This is a genomic window from Winogradskyella thalassocola, assembly GCF_900099995.1.
Lineage (GTDB): Bacteria > Bacteroidota > Bacteroidia > Flavobacteriales > Flavobacteriaceae > Winogradskyella > Winogradskyella thalassocola.
Map to the genome: position 1 here is coordinate 91,907 of NZ_FNCZ01000003.1, position 20,338 is coordinate 112,244.

Below are 20,338 nucleotides of genomic sequence, written 5' to 3' on the forward strand. Positions count from 1 at the left end.
GGGAAGGCTTTTAATGAAATGATATTTATGCTTTATTGTGCATTCATAAATTGTAAGACATGTTCAAAATAGGGATCTCCGCCAACTTTCCAAACGTTAGAATGATTGGCAGAATCCATTTCAATAAACTCTTTTTTAGAACTTGGAATTTTTGAAAAATTAGCTCTCGCGTATTTTATATTAATACGCTCGTCTTCATTACCGTGCACAATTAATATGGGTTGATTTATGCTTTTACAATATGCAATTGGCGAAGCGTCATTGGGATCAAATTCTGCAATTTGTCCTGTTCTATCAACAAGATAATTAGAAAAAGGAGTATAACTAAATCCAGCATGAAGATCGAAATAATCATTCACAATACTTTTAAAATCTGAAAACGCACTTTCAATAATGCCAAACTCAATTCTATTATCGTAGCCCATGGCTTGCAAACCAATAGCGCCTCCTAAGGATTGTCCCCAAATTCCAAAATGGCTTAAGTTTTCATTTTTAGATAAATAATCTATAAGTGTTTTAATATCTTCTTTTTCATTGACACCAAAAGAGCAAAAATTACCTTCACTTTTTCCATGAGCTCTAGAATCTAATGCCACGGAGTTAAATCCGTTTGCTGAGAGGAAATTACTGAGTTCCATAAAATGCTCTTTATTAGAGCGTATGCCATGCAATAGAATAACGGTTCCTTTGGTTGTATCTATACTCGAATAGGTTAATCGCGCAGATAACTTAAGGTCATCAAAAGAACTAAACACGACTTCTTTCTGATTTAATTTTGAATCCTTTTTAGAAGAGACCTCGAAGCTGATATTTTTGTTTCTTTTTATTAAACCAACGACAGGATTCCTAATTTCAGAAATAAGTCGAGGCACAAAAAAATGTATAACTAATGCCCCAAGAATTAGTGTAGCTAATGAAACACGTTTTAAGAGTTTTAGACGTTTCTTAGTCGACATATATTAATCTTCATCAAATACAACACTTTGATAAGCACCAGCATCTGGCGAAGCCGTTCTGTTTTCACCTAAGATATCATTAGGAACTTGAGAAGCAAAAGTAAAAAGTCCAATGCCGTTTGCTCCAGAATCGGCACCAATACGCATCATATTCTCGGAAGAATTCTCAAAATCTGGTTGTTGATTAAATTCATTGCCTACATAAAATGATTCATCGTCAAAATCGTAATTACCATTGCCTTGAAGATCGTTGTTATCGAATCGAAGCAAGCAATTTGTAAATTTATAATTGAATATATCTCCTTCATTTTCTAGTAAAAACTCAGGATTATCATTGCCATAAATGATACAGTTATTAAAGTTCGCTTCAACTAAATCATTTGTAAAAACGGCGTTGTTTTCGTCAACTATAAAATCATTTAAAAGTAGGGAGGGGAATTGTCTAAAACTACTATTCCAATAATTGGCAATGGTGCAATGTGTAACGTTGTATTTTCCACCAAACGTTCCCGCAAAAGACGATTGACCAGCATTATTAATGACCACATTTTCTGCTTTTATAGAGGTTGCGCGTCCCAATATTCCAAAACTACTTACATTATAGATTTGAGAATTGGTTATCGTTAATTTGTCGTTAGGAGCATCTTGGTCTCCTTCAGACAATACGCCAATAGTCGCATTTTTTATAGTGGCGTAATTAATGGTGTTGTTTTCACTTCCGTTATACAACCAAATGGTTCCCCATTGTCCTGGAATATCTTCGTAAAGTGGTTCTAAACGATCGCCTTCTAAAATAACTTCATTTTCTAAAGTCTCTTGATCAGGACTTAATGCACCATTAATGTTTAATGCACCATTATCTGTGACAATAATTCCGGAGTCTGCATGAAAGTGCACACGTGCTCCGGCCTCCATGGTTAAAGTTTTTCCTGCACCAACGCCTGCGTAACCATAAATAACGTAAGGTTTTTCGTTGGTAAAGATGAGTTCGCTATCGTCTAAAAATCGACCTTGTAATGTAGTTTCATCAGGTGTACCATCTCCATCGACATCAAAGCTTAGTGTTTCAACAATACCAGTATCTTCATCTTTACCTGGATAGATAAAAACAGCATCTTTAACCAAGGTTACCACATCAACATCTTGTTGATTGCTTCCAGAATCAAACAAGATTCTATCTGTATATAAAAATTGATTTTCTAAGGCACCTAAAGTTGAAATATCTATTGTAGTTTCAATAAAAATGAACAAACTATCCTTAGCTAATAACTCTACATCTTCAAAGAATTGACCTTCTTGAGCGCCTTCTAATCCTGTGGTGCCATCAATATTCATTCTGTAACGAGAATTCACACCATTTTCGAATTGAATAGTCGGAATTACAATATCATCATCACTACGATTGTAAACTTTTAGGTTGTAAGTACTAGAGCCAATATTGGTAAAAACAGTATCTAAATAAATAGTGTCCTTGGCAAAACCAAGATTTCCTTTGCTTGGTGTAAATTCAAAATCATTACGACAAGAACTCCAAAATAATAAAATTCCAAAACAAAGTAAAAATGATAGCAATCGCTTCATAAGTGTTAAATATAATTAAGGCTTAAAAATATAACTTTCAAAGTTAGCATTTATTATAGTTGAGTATAAATATGTGAAGATTATAATTCTAATGAAATCAAGATTAAATTCATAACTATATGCGATTAATACCTTCGCAGGAATGAGAACTGTTAATCCTTATTTTGCTTAACGCTTTTTTCACCATATTCATCTAATAATATTAAGAATAGTTGACTGCTAACCACTAACTCTTCTAAGAATTGCATTTTGTTCTCTTCTTTAAGGAGCTTAGAACTCATTTGCTTAGCATCGCAGAAATCAAAAAATAGATATTTCTTGTCTGCCGGAATTTTTAAATTATCAGTTATTAATTTCGTGTTGAAAAATGAACTCTTACTAAATAAGGAATCCATTTGCGTATAGGTAATCGGTTGATATGTGGGGGCAATATATTTATCTTTCTTTTTAAGAAGATTAGCAACTAAGCCAATAATCGCAAAGATATCTGGACCGTAAGTAGCTCCTGCAGGTTTGTATTTTTCGGGATGATTTTTTATGTCTTCCTGAATTATTTTTTTAAGTTCAATATTATAAGTTTCTTCTACAAAAACGGGTTGCTCAGATTCTGCTTTAACTTCAACTTCATCGAGTTCTGTTAGTATTTCTTTAAGTTCAAAAACGGCTGTGCCATCAAAGTGAAATGCTTTTAATGCTATAGCTTTAGGATGATAGAATAAAGACTGAAAAGAGATGGTGTCATTCACTTTAGCATTAATACTAAAATTACCATCTTCATTAGTTAACGTCACCCTATTTTGGGTTTCATTAAAGATTTTTATGTTTTTAACGGTGCCTGTAGCATCGTACACTTTTCCGTTTAGCGTTTGGGCAAAGTGTACAAACGGGAGACATAACAAAAAGATTAGAATAGTAATTTTACGCATACTTGATTTGATTGATGCGTTAAAGTAAAGGGATTAAGTTGAAAGAAATCTGGGTTTTAAAAAAACTTTAACCTAATAAAGTGTTAATTAAAAAGTTCAGCGATCTTTGGAGGTATACGTGTAGGACGTTGTGTATGAGCATCCATAAAGCACCATTTTGCTTTTGAGTTTACTACGAGTTGTTGGGTTTTAATATTGGTAATCTCGACGTGTCTAATAGTGCTGACACCTGCAACTTTTGGGACATACGTCTTTAATAGAAGTTGGTCGCCAAGCAATGCTGGACTTTTATACTCTATATAATGATTCACCAAGAACCAAGAGTATGCCTCTAAAATGTCTTTCGTAGCATAAGCCAACCAATGATCCTTAGCAATATCTTGAACCCATTGCACGTAGCGCACATTGTTTACATGGTTTAGATCATCGATATCGTCTTTAGTAACGGTAATGGTTTTTTCGAATACGTGCACAGTGCTATTATTGTTTCATTATTTTAACTTCAAAAACCTTGTCCCAATTTTTTCCTGTTACAAAAATGGTTTTACGTTCTGGGTGGTAAGCAATACCGTTAAGAACATCTAATTCAGGATGTTGTGTGACTAATTTTCTTAATGGTTTAAAATCTATAACACCTTCAACACCACCAGTTTTTGGGTTAATGATAACGACACCATTACGTTGGTAAATGTTAGCGAAAATTTTACCATCAATCCATTCCATTTCATTTAAATTCGGGATTTTACCTTTTTCAGTATAAACTTCGATATGGCCTTTTTCGCTAAGGTTTTTTGGATTTAAAAAATAGATTTTCTCAGTACCATCTGATTTATAAAGTGTTTTACCATCATTACAAATTCCCCAACCTTCTTTGCTCGTTCCATATTTAAACGTGCTTAGTTTATCAAAAGTATTGACGTCATAAACAAATCCGAGTTTAGCTTGCCATGTTAATTGATAAATTTTATCGTTGAGAATAGTTAGACCTTCACCAAAATATTCATCTTCGAGATTCATGTTTTTTAAGACTTCTCCAGTTTCAAAATTTACTTTTCTAAGTTTAGACTCTCCACGTTGCCCTGTACTTTCATATAATTCTCCATTGTAGAATTCCAGACCTTGTGTATATGATGTAATATCGTGAGGGTAGGTATTTAGAACCTCGTATTTGTAATATGAAGGAATAATATTATTAAAGATCTGAACGGATTTAGATAAGGTTTCTGTTTTATCTCCTAAATTAACGGTTGCTGTGATTTCTTTCTTACCTAAAGTAATGTCATTTAAAACACTTTGGTCTTCAATAGTTTTACCGTTTATTTGATAACTGACCTTAGTAATCTCTAGGTTTTTCGGATTATTGATAGAAAGCTTCAAGGTATCACCAAGCATTAAAGATTTTACGGAAGTATGTATCGATAAACTAGAAATTTTTGAAGCATTTGTTTCACCACAATTAGATAAAATTAAGCTTAAAGCCAAGAGAATGAAACATTTAGAAATATGCATAACGTCTATTTGAATTTTTAGCAAGTTATTAAATTAAATTCAGTTTAAAAATCTCTATATAATTATTGCGAAAGTATTAAAAGATTGTATCTTTGCAGCTGGCAAGTCCTACACAACCAGCTCCTGTTGAATCCTCCAGGGCGGGAACGCAGCAAAGGTAAATGGTCGTAGCGGTGTGATGTAGGTAGCTTGCCTTTTTTTGTACCCTAAACTCAAATCTTGAAAGCCTCGGCGAATCGAGATTTTTTCAGTTTATATAAGTTCTAATCGAGGTTAGCATAGTATTAAAAGGTCTACTAATTTCAGAATTTGTATTTTCGATATTATAATTTAAAAAATAGTATGTCTAAAGTTGTATTAATAACAGGTGGATCGTCAGGAATAGGAAAATCTGTTGGTGAATTTCTTCAAACCAAAGGTTTTAAGGTTTATGGCACAAGTAGAAATCCTGATCGTTATCCGAATAGTAAATTTCCCGTCATAGCGTTAGACGTTACCAAGGCTGAAACGATTTCTAAATGTATAGCTGAAGTTTTAACTAAAGAATCTAAAATAGATGTACTCTTAAATAACGCAGGCGCAGGTATTACGGGGCCAATTGAAGAAATTCCTGATGCGGAAATAAAACGCAATTTTGAAACCAACTTATTTGGACCTATTAATGTTATTAAGGCGGTTCTACCAATAATGAGGCAACAAAATTCAGGCTTAATAATTAACGTAACATCTATTGCTGGTTATATGGGGTTACCATATAGAGGCGTTTATAGCGCAAGTAAAGGTGCTCTCGAATTAATTACAGAAGCCTTTAGAATGGAATTAAAAGGATTTAATATTAATATGACTAATGTCGCACCTGGTGATTTTGCAACCAATATAGCGGCTGGTCGTTATCACGCTCCCGTTTTAGAGGAGTCTCCTTATAAGGAAACATACGGAAAAACCTTAAGTATGATGGACGAACACGTGGATAGTGGAAGTGATCCGCAGCAAATGGCCGGCGCCATCTATAAAATCATTCAGACTAAAAATCCAAAAATCCATTATAAGGTTGGAGCTTTTATGCAAAAATTTTCGATTGTTTTAAAACGTATTCTTCCAGATTCTACATACGAGAAGTTATTAATGAATCACTATAAGTTGTAATACTATGAAAAACTTAACTGTCACATTTTTATTAGCGTGTTTAATCTTAGGATGTAAAACTGAAACTGAAAAAAAATCAGAAGAAGTAGGTAAAGACGTGATAGAAATTTTATTTCAAGTTGATGTAACTGAAAAAGATGATTTAGAATACTTTGAAAACGGCATTATTCCTTGGGTTTCTATTGAAAATCCCGATTTAGAATTGAATAACCTTATAGGAAAAGATGATATCGTTGTTAATAGTAATAAAGCGACTTTAATTATAGATTATCCATTAAATAATCCTGTTGAATTTACAATCACATCAGACAAATCAATTGGATTTACACGAAAAGAATTGGCTCAAAACATAAGTATCGTATATCATAAAATATACGAAGTAGAGGAGCGTACGTCCAGCGTTAAAACCATACCAATCGAAGAACGAGAAGGTTTAATAAACAGAAATGAAACTAACGGTAAATATGGAATCTGGGGACACGATATTGGTGATCTCGATTTGTCAGCAGCAGTCGTAAGAAAAATGGATAGTGGAGAAATCAAAATAGAACTATTTATAGAATCATAATCAAACAGCTCATAATTTTAAAATATTGGTATATTATTTGTGAGAGATAATCAGAAATCAATAAGAATGAAACTCCTAAAACTTCTTCCTATCGCTATTTGCTTTTTATGCTTTGGATGCGAAAATATAATAGAGTGTATTATCAATAGAAGGCCAGAAATACCAAACAAATCTTTCGATGTCGGTTTTGTGAACAGTTATTACTATGAAGATTTTACGTCCGAAATAAAAAATGAACCTAACGATGATGATTATGGATATACCTACGAAATCTATGATGACTTGCCAGAAGGCTTGCAAATGTTTGCTAATTTCAGAACACTTTCTATAGAAGGAACACCTCGGACTTCGGGGACGTATACGTTTAAAGTTTACTTATATGTTGATCCACCAGAGTATTATGATGAAGATTCGGGACAATACGAAGATTCTTTGTGTGAGCATTCTACATCTAAGACGTTTACCATAATTATTAATTAGAGTCTTATTGTTAATATATTCTGAAAAATCATTTCTGTAAATGAGGCTTAAAGTCGTAAATTCGCGACAATCAAAAACACAACAATTCAAAACAAGTTTTTATGAAATTTTTTATCGATACAGCGAACCTAGAGCAGATTAAAGATGCTCAAGATATGGGTATTTTAGATGGTGTAACTACAAACCCATCATTAATGGCTAAAGAAGGCATTACAGGAACAGACAATATTATGAAGCACTATGTTGCGATCTGTAATATTGTAGAAGGTGATGTTTCTGCAGAAGTTATTTCTACCGATTTTGAAGGTATGGTTAGAGAAGGTGAGGCCTTAGCTGAATTACACGATCAGATTGTGGTAAAATTACCAATGATTAAAGATGGTATTAAGGCTTGTAAATATTTTTCGGATCGCGGCATTAAAACCAATGTTACTTTAGTATTCTCTCCTGGTCAAGCATTATTAGCGGCTAAAGCTGGTGCCACTTATGTATCTCCATTTATTGGTCGTTTAGATGATATTTCTACAGATGGTTTAAACCTTATTGCAGAGATTCGTCATATCTATGATAACTATTCTTTTGAAACACAAATCTTAGCAGCTTCTGTTCGTCACACCATGCACGTTATTGATTGTGCTAAATTAGGAGCAGATGTTATGACAGGGCCTTTAAGTTCTATCACAGGCTTACTTAAACACCCATTAACAGATAGTGGTTTAGAAAAATTCTTAGCAGATTACAATAAAGGGAATTAAGCTAGGCATACAACTTAATAGTTATGATGTGAAAACTAAAATAACTAATACTTAAAGAGCATCTTGTTTCACAATAAGATGCTTTTGGTGTAATAGGTCTTCAAGAGTTTCTATAAAATTAGAATTGAAGATGTTTGCATTAGGATGTAAAATAATTCCATTTTCATCAACCACAATACATTTGTTTAAATAGTTAACAGCTAATATTTTGCGCGCTTCTTTTGAATTCTTAAATTTAAATTCGTTTATAGTGGGGAAGTTGTAATTATCAATAATTTTTTTCCAGTATTTATCATTATTATCATTGACATTAATCGATATAAAATCCGTTTGAGGGAAATTTACTTTCAACTTATCAACCATATAATGGCTATTTCTATATTGTGATTTAGAATTGGAAGACCAGAAATATATAATGGTAGGTTTTGTGATTATCGAATTTATAAAATGCTCTGTATCGTTATAATTTACAATAGAAATATTAGGTAAAGGATTACCTTGACGTAATAATTTTAAGGAAGAGACTAGGTCATTCATGTATAATTTATCTTCCTCATTCGTGCTTTTTTCTAAGTAATAATTGAGTAATTCATTCGCTTCATCCTCAGTATGATTATAACTTATGTATTCTCTTGCCTTATATTTTAATAAATTATTTTTAATGATTGGATCTGAAATAATACTATCTATTAAATCTAATTTAGATTTATTGTAACCCATTGCATGTCTATTAAACTTACTGTGATAGGCATTATTCTTGTAGTAATCGTGAATGGCTAAATTATCGATATGAGAAAATAGAAATCGATTGTAAGCAAAAAATCGACTTAAATGACTGGCATTATAATCGATGTTTTTTCTATGTGCGAAAAAATTCTCAGGTAAATCCTTAATATGAATGAGCTTATTATTACCAAAATATGCAAATGGATAAATTTCCTTGTCTGCATAGGTGTTGTAATTAATATTCGCTTCAATAATTGATTTAAAGAAATCTGATTCTTCATTACGAGCTAAAAATTCATAAAATGCTTCCAGTTGTTTTTGTCGTCGGTTTTCAACAAAGGTGTTAAAAGCCTCCGGTTCCATTTTAGAATATGCAACTAATTGCTTCGCTTCTTTTTCGTTAGATAAATAGGTTTTAAGGAGATAATTATTTTTTCTGGCACCATTACCTGTAAACACTAAAGACTCATCAAAGTCGTAAGTATTCAGTCTAAACATAATACTATCATTCGGTTCTAACAATAACATTTGGTATTCACCGCCATGGGTTAGAGAATACAAACCAGGATGAAGATTATCTATTTTAAAAATAAATCTATTATTAGCATCGAGAGTAATTGAATCTAAAATCTGCCCATTGGTATTATAAAGGACAACACTATTATTTTTAGGATTAATAATTTCACCACCAATATAGGCATAGTCACTAGTATTTTCTGTTTTGAATTGACATCCAAAAACAGTAGAAAACAAGGCAACAGTAAGAACTATACGGAGAGCTAGCATGTAAAATTTATAATAGTTAGAAAACAAAAATATATGAAGCTTTACGCATCTGCTGTTAATACCTCGTTAAATCTTATGAGTAAGTCTTATAATTTCAACCAAATGCATAAATCTTAGATGTGTTGCAATTACCATTCTATATTATTAGCGGCTTCTTTTACTATATTTAAACATAACAGTCGTAATAGGATTCAGAAACGTCTTTCATTTTAAATTTTACAACTTTTTTAAGATTCATAATGCTGTAAAATAGCAGATTTTGCGTTTAATTTTCTACTTTTGCACTCTCAAAAATTTGCCTTCACTTATAAAAAGGTTAATAGATTAAAATTTAAAGACATGTTATCAGTTTCTAATCTTTCAGTTCAATTCGGAAAACGCATACTTTTTGACGAAGTAAGCACCACATTTAATAATGGTAATTGCTATGGTATTATTGGTGCCAATGGTGCTGGGAAATCTACGTTTTTAAAGATTATTGCAGGTAAAATGGATCCAACTTCTGGAAGTGTCCATTTAGAACCAGGCAAGCGTATGTCTGTTTTAGAACAGAATCACAATTTACATGATGAAGACACGGTTTTAGAAACCATCTTAAAAGGAAATAAGCCTTTACATAAATTAAAATCTCAACTTGATGCACTTTATGCCGATTATACAGATGAAAATGCTGAGAAAATAGGAGAGCTTCAAGTGCAGTTTGAAGAAATGAATGGGTGGAATGCAGACAGTGATGCTGCCGCGATGTTGTCTAACTTAGGAATTAAGGAAGAATACCATTATACCTTAATGAAAGATTTAGATGGGAAGCAAAAAGTACGTGTCTTATTAGCACAAGCGTTATTTGGAAATCCCGATTTGTTAATCATGGATGAGCCTACCAATGATTTAGATTATGAAACTATATCTTGGTTAGAGAACTTCTTAGCAAATTATGAAAACTGTGTAATTGTAGTTTCTCACGATAGACACTTTTTAGATTCAGTTTGTACACATATTTCCGATATCGATTTTGGGAAGATCAACCATTTCTCTGGGAACTATACGTTTTGGTATGAGTCATCTCAATTAGCGGCAAGACAGCATGCACAACAGAATAAAAAGGCTGAAGAAAAGAAGAAAGAATTAGAAGATTTTATTCGTCGTTTCTCTGCTAACGTTGCCAAATCTAAGCAAGCAACGAGTAGAAAGAAGATGATTGAAAAATTAAATATTTCAGATATTAAACGTTCTAGTCGTCGTTATCCAGCTATTATTTTTGAACGCGATCGTGAAGCTGGAGATCAGATTTTAAATGTTCAAGGCTTATCAGCTAGTTTAGAAAATGAGGTTTTATTTAGCAATATTGATATTAACCTAAATAAAGGAGATAAAGTGGTCGTATACTCTAAAGATTCTAGAGCCACTACAGCTTTTTATCAAATATTAAATGGGAAAGAACAAGCAGATTCAGGTAAGTTTGATTGGGGAGTAACCACAACACAATCGTATTTACCATTAGACAACAGCGAATTCTTTAATAATAAATTATCATTAGTAGATTGGTTACGTCAGTGGGCAACAACTGAAGAAGAACGTGAAGAAGTTCACATCCGTGGATTCCTTGGAAAAATGATTTTTAGTGGAGAAGAAGCTTTAAAAACATCAGATGTTTTATCAGGAGGTGAAAAGGTACGTTGTATGTTAAGTCGTATGATGATGATGAGAGCTAACGTATTAATGTTAGATGAACCAACCAACCACTTAGATTTAGAAAGTATCACAGCATTTAATAATTCGCTAACAAACTTTAAAGGAACAATTATGTTAACAACACATGATCACGAGTTTGCTCAAACCGTTGGTAATAGAATTATAGAATTAACACCAAGTGGGGTAATTGATCGTTACATGACGTTTGATGAATACATGAGTGATAAAAAGATAAAAGAACAACGTGAAAAGATGTATGGCGCAACTGTTTAATACACGCTTATTACTTTAAAATATAAATGCTGATATTAAAAAATATCAGCATTTTTTTGTTCTAATCGGAAGTGCTTATTAAAAATAGTAAAGGTTTATAAAGCCAATCTAATTGCTTTCTTTATTAAGAAGCCGCTTCCATTTCAGCTTTCACTCTATTCACAATTTCCATTGCTTTATCTAGTTCATCATTATGAACATAAAGGTCTTGAAACCCTTGGTTCATTGACGCGTAACCTGCTAAACGTTGCGATTCTCCTTCGTCCTTAATAATTGGTATAATGCCAACATGTTCTAATTCATCTTTTACTCGTGTAACTAAAATGAAATTTCCGTAGTAAACTTTTGTATATTCTGTAGTGCTCATAATGATATGTTTTAATTGATGACTAAAAGTTACGAAATTTTCTCGATATTATTTACTAAATAATTCATAATTTTATTTGTGTTAGCTATAGTTTTTTGTTTTTTAATAGTTTTTAGCTATCAAAAAATAAATTTAAAAAATGCGTATCTTAAGCGTAAAGCGTATTAATGCATAAATTTATAAAAAATTAAACCACATAAAATTGTAATACATGGAAAAGAATCCTCACGAAAACGACGCTCCCCAAGGCAAAAATTTTGATATCAATGAAAGCGCAGCTAAATGTCCTTATTTAAGTGGCACTGTTAAGCACACTGCTGGAGGTGGTGTTGAAAATAGAGATTGGTGGCCAAACGAATTAAAACTTAATATTTTACGTCAAAGTGCATCGAAGTCTAATCCGATGGGAGACGATTTCAATTATGCAGAAGCGTTTAATAGCTTAGATTTTGAAGCGCTTAAAAAAGATGTTACTGATTTAATGACCGACTCACAAGATTGGTGGCCTGCAGATTATGGACATTATGGTGGCTTAATGATTAGAATGGCTTGGCACAGTGCAGGAACGTATAGAGTCGGAGATGGAAGAGGTGGAGCAGGAGCCGGAAATCAACGTTTTGCACCTATTAATAGTTGGCCAGATAATGGCAACTTAGATAAAGCCAGATTGTTATTATGGCCTATTAAGCAAAAATATGGGAATAAGATTTCTTGGGCAGATTTAATGATCCTCGCAGGAAACTGTGCCTTAGAATCTATGGGCTTTCCAACGTTTGGTTATGCTGGTGGACGAGAAGATGTATGGGAACCAGAACAGGATACCTATTGGGGAAGTGAAACCGTTTGGGGGGAAAATGAAGCACGTTATGAAGATGGTGATTTAGAAGATCCATTAGCCGCGGTAATGATGGGCTGGATTTATGTAAATCCAGAAGGACCCAACGGAAATCCGGATCCGATGGGTTCAGCAAAAGATGTGAGACAGACGTTTGCAAGAATGGCCATGAATGATGAAGAAACTGTAGCGCTTGTCGCTGGTGGACATACGTTTGGAAAAGCACATGGTGCAGCAGATCCTAATGATTATGTTGGTAAAGAACCACATGGAGCCCCTATTGAAGAAATGAGTACAGGATGGAAGAATTCATTCGGGACAGGTGTTTTAGATGATACTATTACGAGTGGCATAGAAGGAGCATGGACACCAAATCCGACACGTTGGGATAACGAGTATTTTGATGTTCTATTAAATTACGACTGGGAATTAACTAAAAGTCCAGCAGGTGCACACCAATGGAAACCAACAGCAACATCTAATGCTCGTATGGCACCAAAAGCAGGTGATGCTAATGGCAGACAAAATTTAATGATGACTACGGCAGATATTGCACTTAAAGTAGATCCTATTTATCTAGAAATTTCTAAACGTTTTCATGCCGATCATAAAGCATTTGAAGATGCCTTTGCACGTGCTTGGTATAAATTAACGCACCGTGATATGGGACCAATTTCACGTTATTTAGGTCCTGAAATTCCTAAGGAAGAATTACTATGGCAAGATCCTGTGCCAAAAGTTGATTATTCGTTAAGTGATGCTGACGTGTCTACATTAAAAGGTTTGATAGCGGATTCAGGGTTAACAATTTCTCAAATGGTGACGACAGCTTGGGCGTCTGCATCAACCTATAGAGGTTCTGATAAACGCGGTGGAGCTAATGGATCGCGTTTACGTTTAGAGCCACAACGCAGTTGGGAGGTTAATAATCCTGTAGAATTAAATAAGGTATTAGCGGTTTTAGAGCGTGTTAAAGCTGATTTTAGTGGAGATGTTTCTCTAGCAGATGTAATTGTCTTGGCAGGGAACGTTGGAGTAGAACAAGCCGCAAAGAATGCAGGTATTACTATTTCTTTAAGTTTTGCAGATGGACGAGGTGATGCTACACAAGAACAAACGGATATTGAAGCTTTCGATTATTTAGAACCTTTAGCTGATGGTTTTAGAAATTACATTAAGTCCGACTTAAAAATAGCCGCAGAAGATTTATTAATCGATCGTGCTAATTTATTAACGTTATCTGTTCCAGAAATGACCGTTTTAGTTGGTGGTTTACGTGTATTAGGTGCTAATTATGACGGTTCAAATCATGGAGTATTTACAGATAAGGTTGGTCATTTAACTAATGATTTCTTTAAGACTATTCTTGATTTTACCTACACATGGAAAGCAACGTCAGAAGACGATCGCTATTTTGAGGGTCGTAACCGTAAAACAGGAGACGTTATCTTTAAAGGGACGCGAGCCGATTTAATTTTTGGATCTAATACCGAATTAAGAGCAATTGCAGAAGTGTACGGTGCCAACGATGGGCAAGAGCGTTTTGTAAAAGATTTCGTTTCGGCTTGGACTAAAGTGATGAATTTAGACCGTTTTGACTTAAAATAATTAAAGGAATTCATATAACATGTAAAGAGGGGTGAGTTTAAAAACTTATTCCTTTTTATTCTAAAATAGAAAGATCATGAGAGATATCGATGTGTTTTTTGAGGCGATTCGTTCTGGAGATAAAGATAGACTAGAAGCCTTAATACATATAAATCCGAAATTAATTAATGAAAAAGAAGCTCGTGGATTTACTCCACTCATTTTAGCGACCTATTTTGATAATGATGTGGCCACACAACTACTTATTAAACACAAGGCAGATCTTAATGCTAAAGATGCTTCTGGGAATACGGCATTGATTGGTGTTAGTTTTAAAGGGAATGTTGCCTTAGCAACCACCTTATTAGAACATGGATCCGATATTAATGCGGTGAATACTAATGGTATCACAGCTTTGATATTTGCTACACAATATAACAAGGTTGCTATTGTAAAATTGCTTATAGAGTATAAAGCAGATATTAGCATTAAAGATAACGATGGTAAAACGGCTTTAGACTATGCCAGAGATAAACAGTTTCATGAGATTGTGGAGCTTTTAAGCTAGTATATAATATTGATTTAATTAAAAACTGAGTTTAAAATTAGCTGGTTAAGGCTTTTTTAAACTCAGTTTTTTTTGTTTTAGACGCCATACAGTTTTAGTGTTCTTTGGAATTATTATACTTGTATAACGCTATAGCATGTTAGAAACAACCAAATTTCCAATTTGTAATTAATCCATCACAAACTTAAATCCTGCTGTAATAATACTCGAACTAAAAGAGGTATCTCTATCATATTGATAGAATTTTAAGTCAATACTTTTTAGTCCAAATTTCCAGATATGTGCTTTTGCAAAAATATCGGTGTACGAGACACCGAAACCAAATTGGTTGGCAGAATATTCAGAAAGATCATAATCAGAGGTATAATACTCATCTGTAGATAAGGCCGTCTCATAAGGTTCAAAATAATCTGCTGCGGTTTGATTATAGAACCTGTAAGATGGATATAGTGTGAATTTATCAGTGATTTTTATCGGGACTTCAATACTAGCTGTATGAGAATTAATGCCCCAATCATCAAAATAATAACGATAGAATGTTCTGACGGTAACCGTTTCATTTAAATACCAGTTTAAGCGACCACCAGCAGCCACTTTAAATCTTGAATCTGGTAAACTTTCATTCGCATCAGCCAATTGAAAATCATCAATAAATGAATCTGCTACATCACTAAAATATACGCGTTGAAAAGGTGTAGATAATAAACCTTCTTGCTGTACAAAATCTAAAGCTAACGATCCTTGTACGTTTTTATGAAGAATTTGAGAGAATCCAAATCCTAAGGCATAAGAATTACGTCCTTCATCTTGAAACTCGTTAAATATGGGGTTATAATTTGGGTTACCTGTTATGGTGTTTTGCATAAACAAACGATTATTTAAGCCATTGCCATTGTCACCAAAAGGTCTTAATTCAATTGGATAAATAGCATTCCAGGTGTCGATGTATACATTAGCGTTAACACTTACTTCGGTATTCTTCTCGTTGAATAGTTTCGTATAACTTCCTCCAACTCCAACTGAAAAATAATCGTACTCAGAGGATACAGATACTTTTGCCGACCAAATATCATTTCTATCGTCAGAGCTGTGCGTATAACTTCCTGTTAAATTTGCCCAAAGATCACTACTTGATGCCCCAGAGGATGCTTGAAAAGGGTCTGCTGTACCATCATCAAAAGGATCAATATTACTTGATGAGGCTGACGTATACGCTGAAACACCTGCATCAATAGTTAAGACGTCATCATCATTTAAAGGGATGGACACCACAAAGGTTCCTGTAACATCCGTTAACTCTTCTGTTCCAATGCCGCCACTTACTGCAGCATTATCTCCATCTTGAGCATAATAACTGGTTAAAAAATCTACTTCTGTAGTTTCTAACACACGTTTTTTATACACTTTAGTTGAGTCTTGCGCATAAGATTTAGCAAAAGCAAATACGCAAACTATTAAAATTATCTTTTTCAATTTTATTGATTTATTAGTTACAGCCGCAGCCACCTCCAGTTTTCCCACCATTTGCTCCTACAGCTGCCTCACGGTAAGAATGCATCGTAGAGGTATTACGATCAGCTTTCTTATCTGATAGTGCCATATCAGGGTCGTTAATATTTACTTTTTCATATTCCTTCACCACAACACAACTACTAAGAGAAGTTGTTATTACTGCGGCATATATAAATTTTTTAATCATAATTTATTGATTTCTATGTTCTTTGATTTTGAAATATTTCCGTTATCATCTATGATAATACACTCTATTTTAGGTAATTGATTAATGCGGTCTAAACCCGCTTCTTTTCCCATCACAAAAACCGAAGTTGCAAGGGCATCTGCCAATTCAGCTTTTGGTGCAAATACAGTCACACTTATAATTCCGGTAGAAGGATAACCTGTTCTTGGATCTATAATATGCGTGTAGCGTTTACCGTTAAAGTTGACATATTTTTCATAATTTCCAGATGTTACTACAGCTCCATTTGTAATAGGAAGCAATGCAAAGACTTTATTTTTATCCATTGGGTTGGTGATGGCAACTTTCCAATCTTCACCATTGGTTTGTTGTCCCCAAGTATTCATATCGCCAGATGCATTTATGATTCCTGAAGTGACACCTTTAGATATGAGTAAGGTTTTAGCCTTATCTGCAGCATAGCCTTTTCCTATTGCGCCAAAGCCAATTTTCATTCCCTTTAGTTTAAGGTAGATGGTGCTCTTGTTTTTATCTAGAACGATGTTTTGATAACCTACTTTTTCAACAGATGCTGTAATTTCTTTTTCCGAAGGCATAGTGGTCATGCTACCATCAAACTTCCAAATTTTATCCATTGACGCATAGCTAATATCAAATGCTCCATCGGTTAATTTTGAAATACCAATGGCTCTTTCAATTAGATTAAAGAGTTCTGCATCAACCTTAACAGGTTTAATTCCTGCATTGCGATTAATTTCTGAGGTTTGGGAATCCTCATCCCAAGAGGAGATTAACTTTTCAATTCTTGAAATTTCTGCGACTGCTATATCTATATGTTTATTTGCTTGTGTAGAATCGTTTGCCACAACCGTTATGTCAAACCGACTCCCCATAAGTTTAAGCGTGCGCTTATAGGGCTCTTGTGCTGTACTAACCATCATTGAGATTAGCAATACTATGGCGAATGTATGTTTCAAATTACTTTATAAAAGCGTTTAATTCTTTAATATAATTCTCGGGTGTCGTTTTTTTGTAACTATTCTCTCCTAGCACTTTACCATTAGAATCTAAGACTACCACGAAAGGGAAGAACCCTTGTTTATTGTATGTTTCGGCAAGTTGTGCGTTTGCTTTTGTTTGCGCTTCAGATAATGCATTTTTCTTTCGTTTCGGAAAATCGGCCTTTAGCATTACATAATTTTCATTGGCATAGGCTTTAAATGTATCTGTACTCCAAATCTCTCGGTCTAGCTTAATACATGGTCCACACCAATCCGAACCTTGAAAGACTAATATGATAGGCTTACTTTCTTTAGTGGCAATTTCTTTTGCAACTGCAAAATCGGTTTGCCATTCTTGAGCACTTGCGGTATTAACACCAACAATCATTAGAACTACTACTGCAATTATTCTTTTCATTAGACTATATATTTAATTCTGACAACTCCTTAGTCAAGTATTTGACCAATACCTATCAACGCATGTAATATTTTTTTGTTGCAGGCTGGGTTTATATTTTATGTAATTAAAAATGGAGTGTAAAAATTGCTCATTAGGGCATTTTTTGAGCTCCTTTGTTTTGTTATTGAAGTATGGCGCGTGCTTTATTAATGTTTACAGGGAGTTTACCTTTGTTTGAGTTAAATCTATCATGCTATAAGGTTATCATAACTATAGTATAAGTATGCTATAACCACGCTATAACCTATGTTTTGTATTTGCGTTTTTTTGAGTGAAAATGGATCTCATTTATGATAAACCTATCTTGATTGGTTGTGTTAGGTCATCAAATTGGGAAGGGGTTTTTGGTGTTTTTTTATTAGTCTAAGGGCATCACTTCATGCATAAAACGATCATAGGCATGATTACGGTAAACTGGCGAAGCAAAAATAGAATGGTTTTTTATACGTTGGAGAGAATTGGTATTACATCATAAGAGGTGTTGCCATTGCCTTTTTATTCTTTATAGTCAAAATCAGATTTCAATTTCTTTCAAAATTATCGTTTTGACAGACTCAGTCAATTTATTGAAAGGCTTGGTCAATTGAGCTGTATATATTCTATTTAATTTTGTATTATCATAAACTAAATCTTTGTAAAACCTTAAAAAAAACAATTATGATTAAAACTAAAAATGTTATTAAAGTAATGGTATTAAGTGTTTTATTAGTGCTATTTAGTATCGTTCAAAGTTGTGGAGAGAACGATAACCATCCGAAAAAAACTAATGAGGACATCGCTACACTTTCTGCTGATGACGAAAACATAGAATCACATCATCATGCAGACGAAACGGAACCGCATACGCATAGTCATTCTTCTCAATCTGATACTGGTAAGCGCATCATGAATCCAGAAGATATCGAGGAATTATGGATTTTTCCGGAAAGTAAAGACCAACTAGGGTCAGGCGGTATGCTTCAAGTTTATATGGATGCTGAAAGTCACCCCAATGCATCTTCAGGTTTTGCAAAATATGAGTTAGGAGTCGGTGGCGCGCTCCCTGAACATAAGCATAACAAAACGGAAGAAATTGCTTATTTCCTTTCTGGAAGTGGTATAGTTATCAGTTACGAGAACGCTAAGCGTATAGAGACCGTTGTTAAAGAGGGTTACGTGTGGTATACCGCACCAGGGGAATGGCATTCTTTTAAAAATACCGGTGACACCCCTTTAAAATTGGTATTTGCTACGATACCAAATGCTAAGCATGGCTTGTTGAATTTCTTTAAAAAAGTAAGTGCGGAACCAGGAAAACAGTCCACAGCACTAAGTGCAGAAGCATTTGCAAAACTGGCATCTGAAAATGACATGATCTTAAAACCGGCAACGCTTGATTAGCATTTTAGTTTTAGTTTGAATGGATTGCATCACTCATATAGTGTGTCTATAATTACTTTTAAAATGGTCAATATAAAACGCTTAATCTTTGATATTATGATTCTTATGAGCTGATTCTACTATAAAATTGTAACTTTAAAGTGTATACCTTATTAAAAAACTATGGGAAACGGTTACGATACAGCTAAAAACAACCCTACATTCAAGAAAATTGAAGTGTCATCACTTATGTTTTCAGAATATCGGTGTATGGAGGAAAAATCCATTTTCACCGCATGGTCTCATCTCAATTACTTTATATATATACTAGAGGGTAAAAAGAAATGGAGAACCTTAGAACACAGCTATATGGCTCATGCTAATGAGGTGCTTTTTGTAAAAAAAGGTGCGAACATTATTCATAAGTTTTTTGACTCTGATTTTTGTGCTATGGTTATTTTTATTCCTGATGATTATATAAAAGATTTTATTTCCCAAAAACCAGATATAGGCAGCAGTCTAAAAAACAAGATCCCTAGTGATAGTGTGATCCCTCTAAAATTAGATAGGACGTTAAATACCTATTTTACGTCTATGGTGGAATATTTTTTTAATCAGGAAAAGCCTTCAAAATACTTGATGGAGATTAAATTTCAGGAATTATTAGTCAATATTTTATCGCTCTCATCTAATCCCAAAATTGGGAGTTATTTTAAAGAGCTTGCTCAAGACGTCAAGCCTTCTATTAAAAATATCATGGAGGCTAATTTTATTTATAATCTATCTCTAGATGAGTTTGCCAGACTAACACATCGCAGCTTAAGTACTTTTAATCGTGATTTTTATAATGCCTACGAGACTTCCCCAGGAAAATGGCTCACTAAAAAGCGTCTTCTTCATGCTAAAACATTATTAGAGCATACACAGCAGAAAATATATGAAGTGGCTTTTGATTGTGGTTTTGAGAGTCCGGCGCATTTTACAAGAGTTTTTAAGACCGAACATGGCGTCACTCCATTGAAATTTCAAAAAGCACAACTGTCCGTTTAATACCAGTATAAAAA

Annotated in this window: 20 protein-coding genes and 1 other RNA gene; 10 read left to right on the plus strand and 11 right to left on the minus strand. The window is 33.8% G+C overall.

Features of this window, described 5'->3' with window-relative positions; all coding sequences use genetic code 11:
- Positions 1-32: 32 nt before the first annotated feature.
- The 5 genes from BLT80_RS09545 to BLT80_RS09565 all read right to left on the minus strand — a co-directional run bounded on the left by BLT80_RS09545 (position 33) and on the right by BLT80_RS09565 (position 4,945).
- Positions 33-956: an alpha/beta hydrolase gene (locus tag BLT80_RS09545; protein WP_092467399.1), complete on the minus strand. Its 924-nt coding sequence runs from the start codon at positions 954-956 to the stop codon at positions 33-35.
- Positions 957-959: 3 nt separating this feature from the next.
- Complete coding sequence (locus BLT80_RS09550; RefSeq protein WP_092467400.1) at positions 960-2,537, minus strand: right-handed parallel beta-helix repeat-containing protein; 1,578 nt, start codon at positions 2,535-2,537, stop codon at positions 960-962.
- Between the two features lie 152 nt (positions 2,538-2,689).
- Positions 2,690-3,463 carry a hypothetical protein gene (locus tag BLT80_RS09555; RefSeq protein ID WP_139181044.1) on the minus strand — a complete coding sequence of 258 codons (774 nt, stop codon included), beginning with the start codon at positions 3,461-3,463 and terminating at the stop codon, positions 2,690-2,692.
- 83 nt (positions 3,464-3,546) lie between these two features.
- On the minus strand, positions 3,547-3,936 hold the full coding sequence (locus BLT80_RS09560; protein ID WP_092467402.1) for an acyl-CoA thioesterase: 390 nt from the start codon (positions 3,934-3,936) through the stop codon (positions 3,547-3,549).
- A gap of 7 nt (positions 3,937-3,943) precedes the next feature.
- A complete protein-coding gene (locus BLT80_RS09565; RefSeq protein WP_317041770.1) occupies positions 3,944-4,945 on the minus strand; it encodes a glutaminyl-peptide cyclotransferase in 1,002 nt (333 codons plus the stop codon).
- A 126-nt stretch (positions 4,946-5,071) separates the two neighbouring features.
- Between BLT80_RS09565 and ffs the strand changes: the two genes are divergently transcribed.
- The 5 genes from ffs to fsa all read left to right on the plus strand — a co-directional run bounded on the left by ffs (position 5,072) and on the right by fsa (position 7,921).
- An RNA gene (ffs, locus tag BLT80_RS09570) (signal recognition particle sRNA small type) lies at positions 5,072-5,170 on the plus strand.
- A 144-nt stretch (positions 5,171-5,314) separates the two neighbouring features.
- The gene (locus tag BLT80_RS09575; RefSeq protein WP_092467403.1) at positions 5,315-6,118 is read left to right on the plus strand and encodes an SDR family oxidoreductase; all 804 of its coding nucleotides are present in this window, start codon (positions 5,315-5,317) and stop codon (positions 6,116-6,118) included.
- Between the two features lie 4 nt (positions 6,119-6,122).
- Entirely contained in the window at positions 6,123-6,686 is a 564-nt protein-coding gene (locus BLT80_RS09580; protein ID WP_092467404.1) for a hypothetical protein, read from the plus strand.
- A 66-nt stretch (positions 6,687-6,752) separates the two neighbouring features.
- A complete protein-coding gene (locus tag BLT80_RS09585) occupies positions 6,753-7,166 on the plus strand; it encodes a hypothetical protein (RefSeq protein WP_092467405.1) in 414 nt (137 codons plus the stop codon).
- Positions 7,167-7,267: 101 nt separating this feature from the next.
- Complete coding sequence (fsa, locus tag BLT80_RS09590) at positions 7,268-7,921, plus strand: fructose-6-phosphate aldolase (RefSeq protein WP_092467406.1); 654 nt, start codon at positions 7,268-7,270, stop codon at positions 7,919-7,921.
- A gap of 51 nt (positions 7,922-7,972) precedes the next feature.
- Here the strand turns inward: fsa and BLT80_RS09595 are convergent, their stop codons facing one another.
- Positions 7,973-9,433: a TlpA family protein disulfide reductase gene (locus BLT80_RS09595; protein ID WP_092467407.1), complete on the minus strand. Its 1,461-nt coding sequence runs from the start codon at positions 9,431-9,433 to the stop codon at positions 7,973-7,975.
- A gap of 339 nt (positions 9,434-9,772) precedes the next feature.
- Here BLT80_RS09595 and BLT80_RS09600 point away from each other — a divergent pair, with 339 nt between their 5' ends.
- On the plus strand, positions 9,773-11,398 hold the full coding sequence (locus BLT80_RS09600; protein WP_092467971.1) for an ABC-F family ATP-binding cassette domain-containing protein: 1,626 nt from the start codon (positions 9,773-9,775) through the stop codon (positions 11,396-11,398).
- Positions 11,399-11,522: 124 nt separating this feature from the next.
- Here BLT80_RS09600 and BLT80_RS09605 read toward each other — a convergent pair whose 3' ends face one another.
- Positions 11,523-11,765 (minus strand): putative signal transducing protein, encoded by a 243-nt coding sequence (locus BLT80_RS09605; RefSeq protein ID WP_092467408.1) that lies wholly within the window; start codon positions 11,763-11,765, stop codon positions 11,523-11,525.
- A gap of 211 nt (positions 11,766-11,976) precedes the next feature.
- On the opposite strand from BLT80_RS09605, the gene katG reads away from it, so the two are divergent.
- Entirely contained in the window at positions 11,977-14,208 is a 2,232-nt protein-coding gene (gene katG / locus BLT80_RS09610) for a catalase/peroxidase HPI (protein WP_092467409.1), read from the plus strand.
- 76 nt (positions 14,209-14,284) lie between these two features.
- Positions 14,285-14,755, plus strand: coding sequence for an ankyrin repeat domain-containing protein (locus BLT80_RS09615; protein WP_092467410.1), 471 nt, complete (start codon positions 14,285-14,287; stop codon positions 14,753-14,755).
- Between the two features lie 168 nt (positions 14,756-14,923).
- Here BLT80_RS09615 and BLT80_RS09620 read toward each other — a convergent pair whose 3' ends face one another.
- Genes BLT80_RS09620 through BLT80_RS09635 form a run of 4 tightly spaced genes read right to left on the minus strand, consistent with a single transcriptional unit; the run spans position 14,924 to position 17,873 of the window.
- Positions 14,924-16,279 (minus strand): DUF3570 domain-containing protein, encoded by a 1,356-nt coding sequence (locus BLT80_RS09620; protein WP_245710208.1) that lies wholly within the window; start codon positions 16,277-16,279, stop codon positions 14,924-14,926.
- The gene (locus BLT80_RS09625) at positions 16,242-16,454 is read right to left on the minus strand and encodes a DUF4266 domain-containing protein (protein WP_092467411.1); all 213 of its coding nucleotides are present in this window, start codon (positions 16,452-16,454) and stop codon (positions 16,242-16,244) included. Before BLT80_RS09625 ends, BLT80_RS09620 begins: the two co-directional genes overlap by 38 nt.
- The gene (locus tag BLT80_RS09630; protein ID WP_394331388.1) at positions 16,451-17,431 is read right to left on the minus strand and encodes an FAD:protein FMN transferase; all 981 of its coding nucleotides are present in this window, start codon (positions 17,429-17,431) and stop codon (positions 16,451-16,453) included. Before BLT80_RS09630 ends, BLT80_RS09625 begins: the two co-directional genes overlap by 4 nt.
- Before the next feature lies 1 nt (position 17,432).
- Positions 17,433-17,873 (minus strand): thioredoxin family protein, encoded by a 441-nt coding sequence (locus tag BLT80_RS09635; RefSeq protein WP_092467413.1) that lies wholly within the window; start codon positions 17,871-17,873, stop codon positions 17,433-17,435.
- 699 nt (positions 17,874-18,572) lie between these two features.
- Between BLT80_RS09635 and BLT80_RS09640 the strand changes: the two genes are divergently transcribed.
- Positions 18,573-19,295 (plus strand): cupin domain-containing protein, encoded by a 723-nt coding sequence (locus BLT80_RS09640; RefSeq protein WP_092467414.1) that lies wholly within the window; start codon positions 18,573-18,575, stop codon positions 19,293-19,295.
- Between the two features lie 162 nt (positions 19,296-19,457).
- Positions 19,458-20,324: an AraC family transcriptional regulator gene (locus BLT80_RS09645; RefSeq protein WP_092467415.1), complete on the plus strand. Its 867-nt coding sequence runs from the start codon at positions 19,458-19,460 to the stop codon at positions 20,322-20,324.
- Positions 20,325-20,338: the final 14 nt, after the last annotated feature.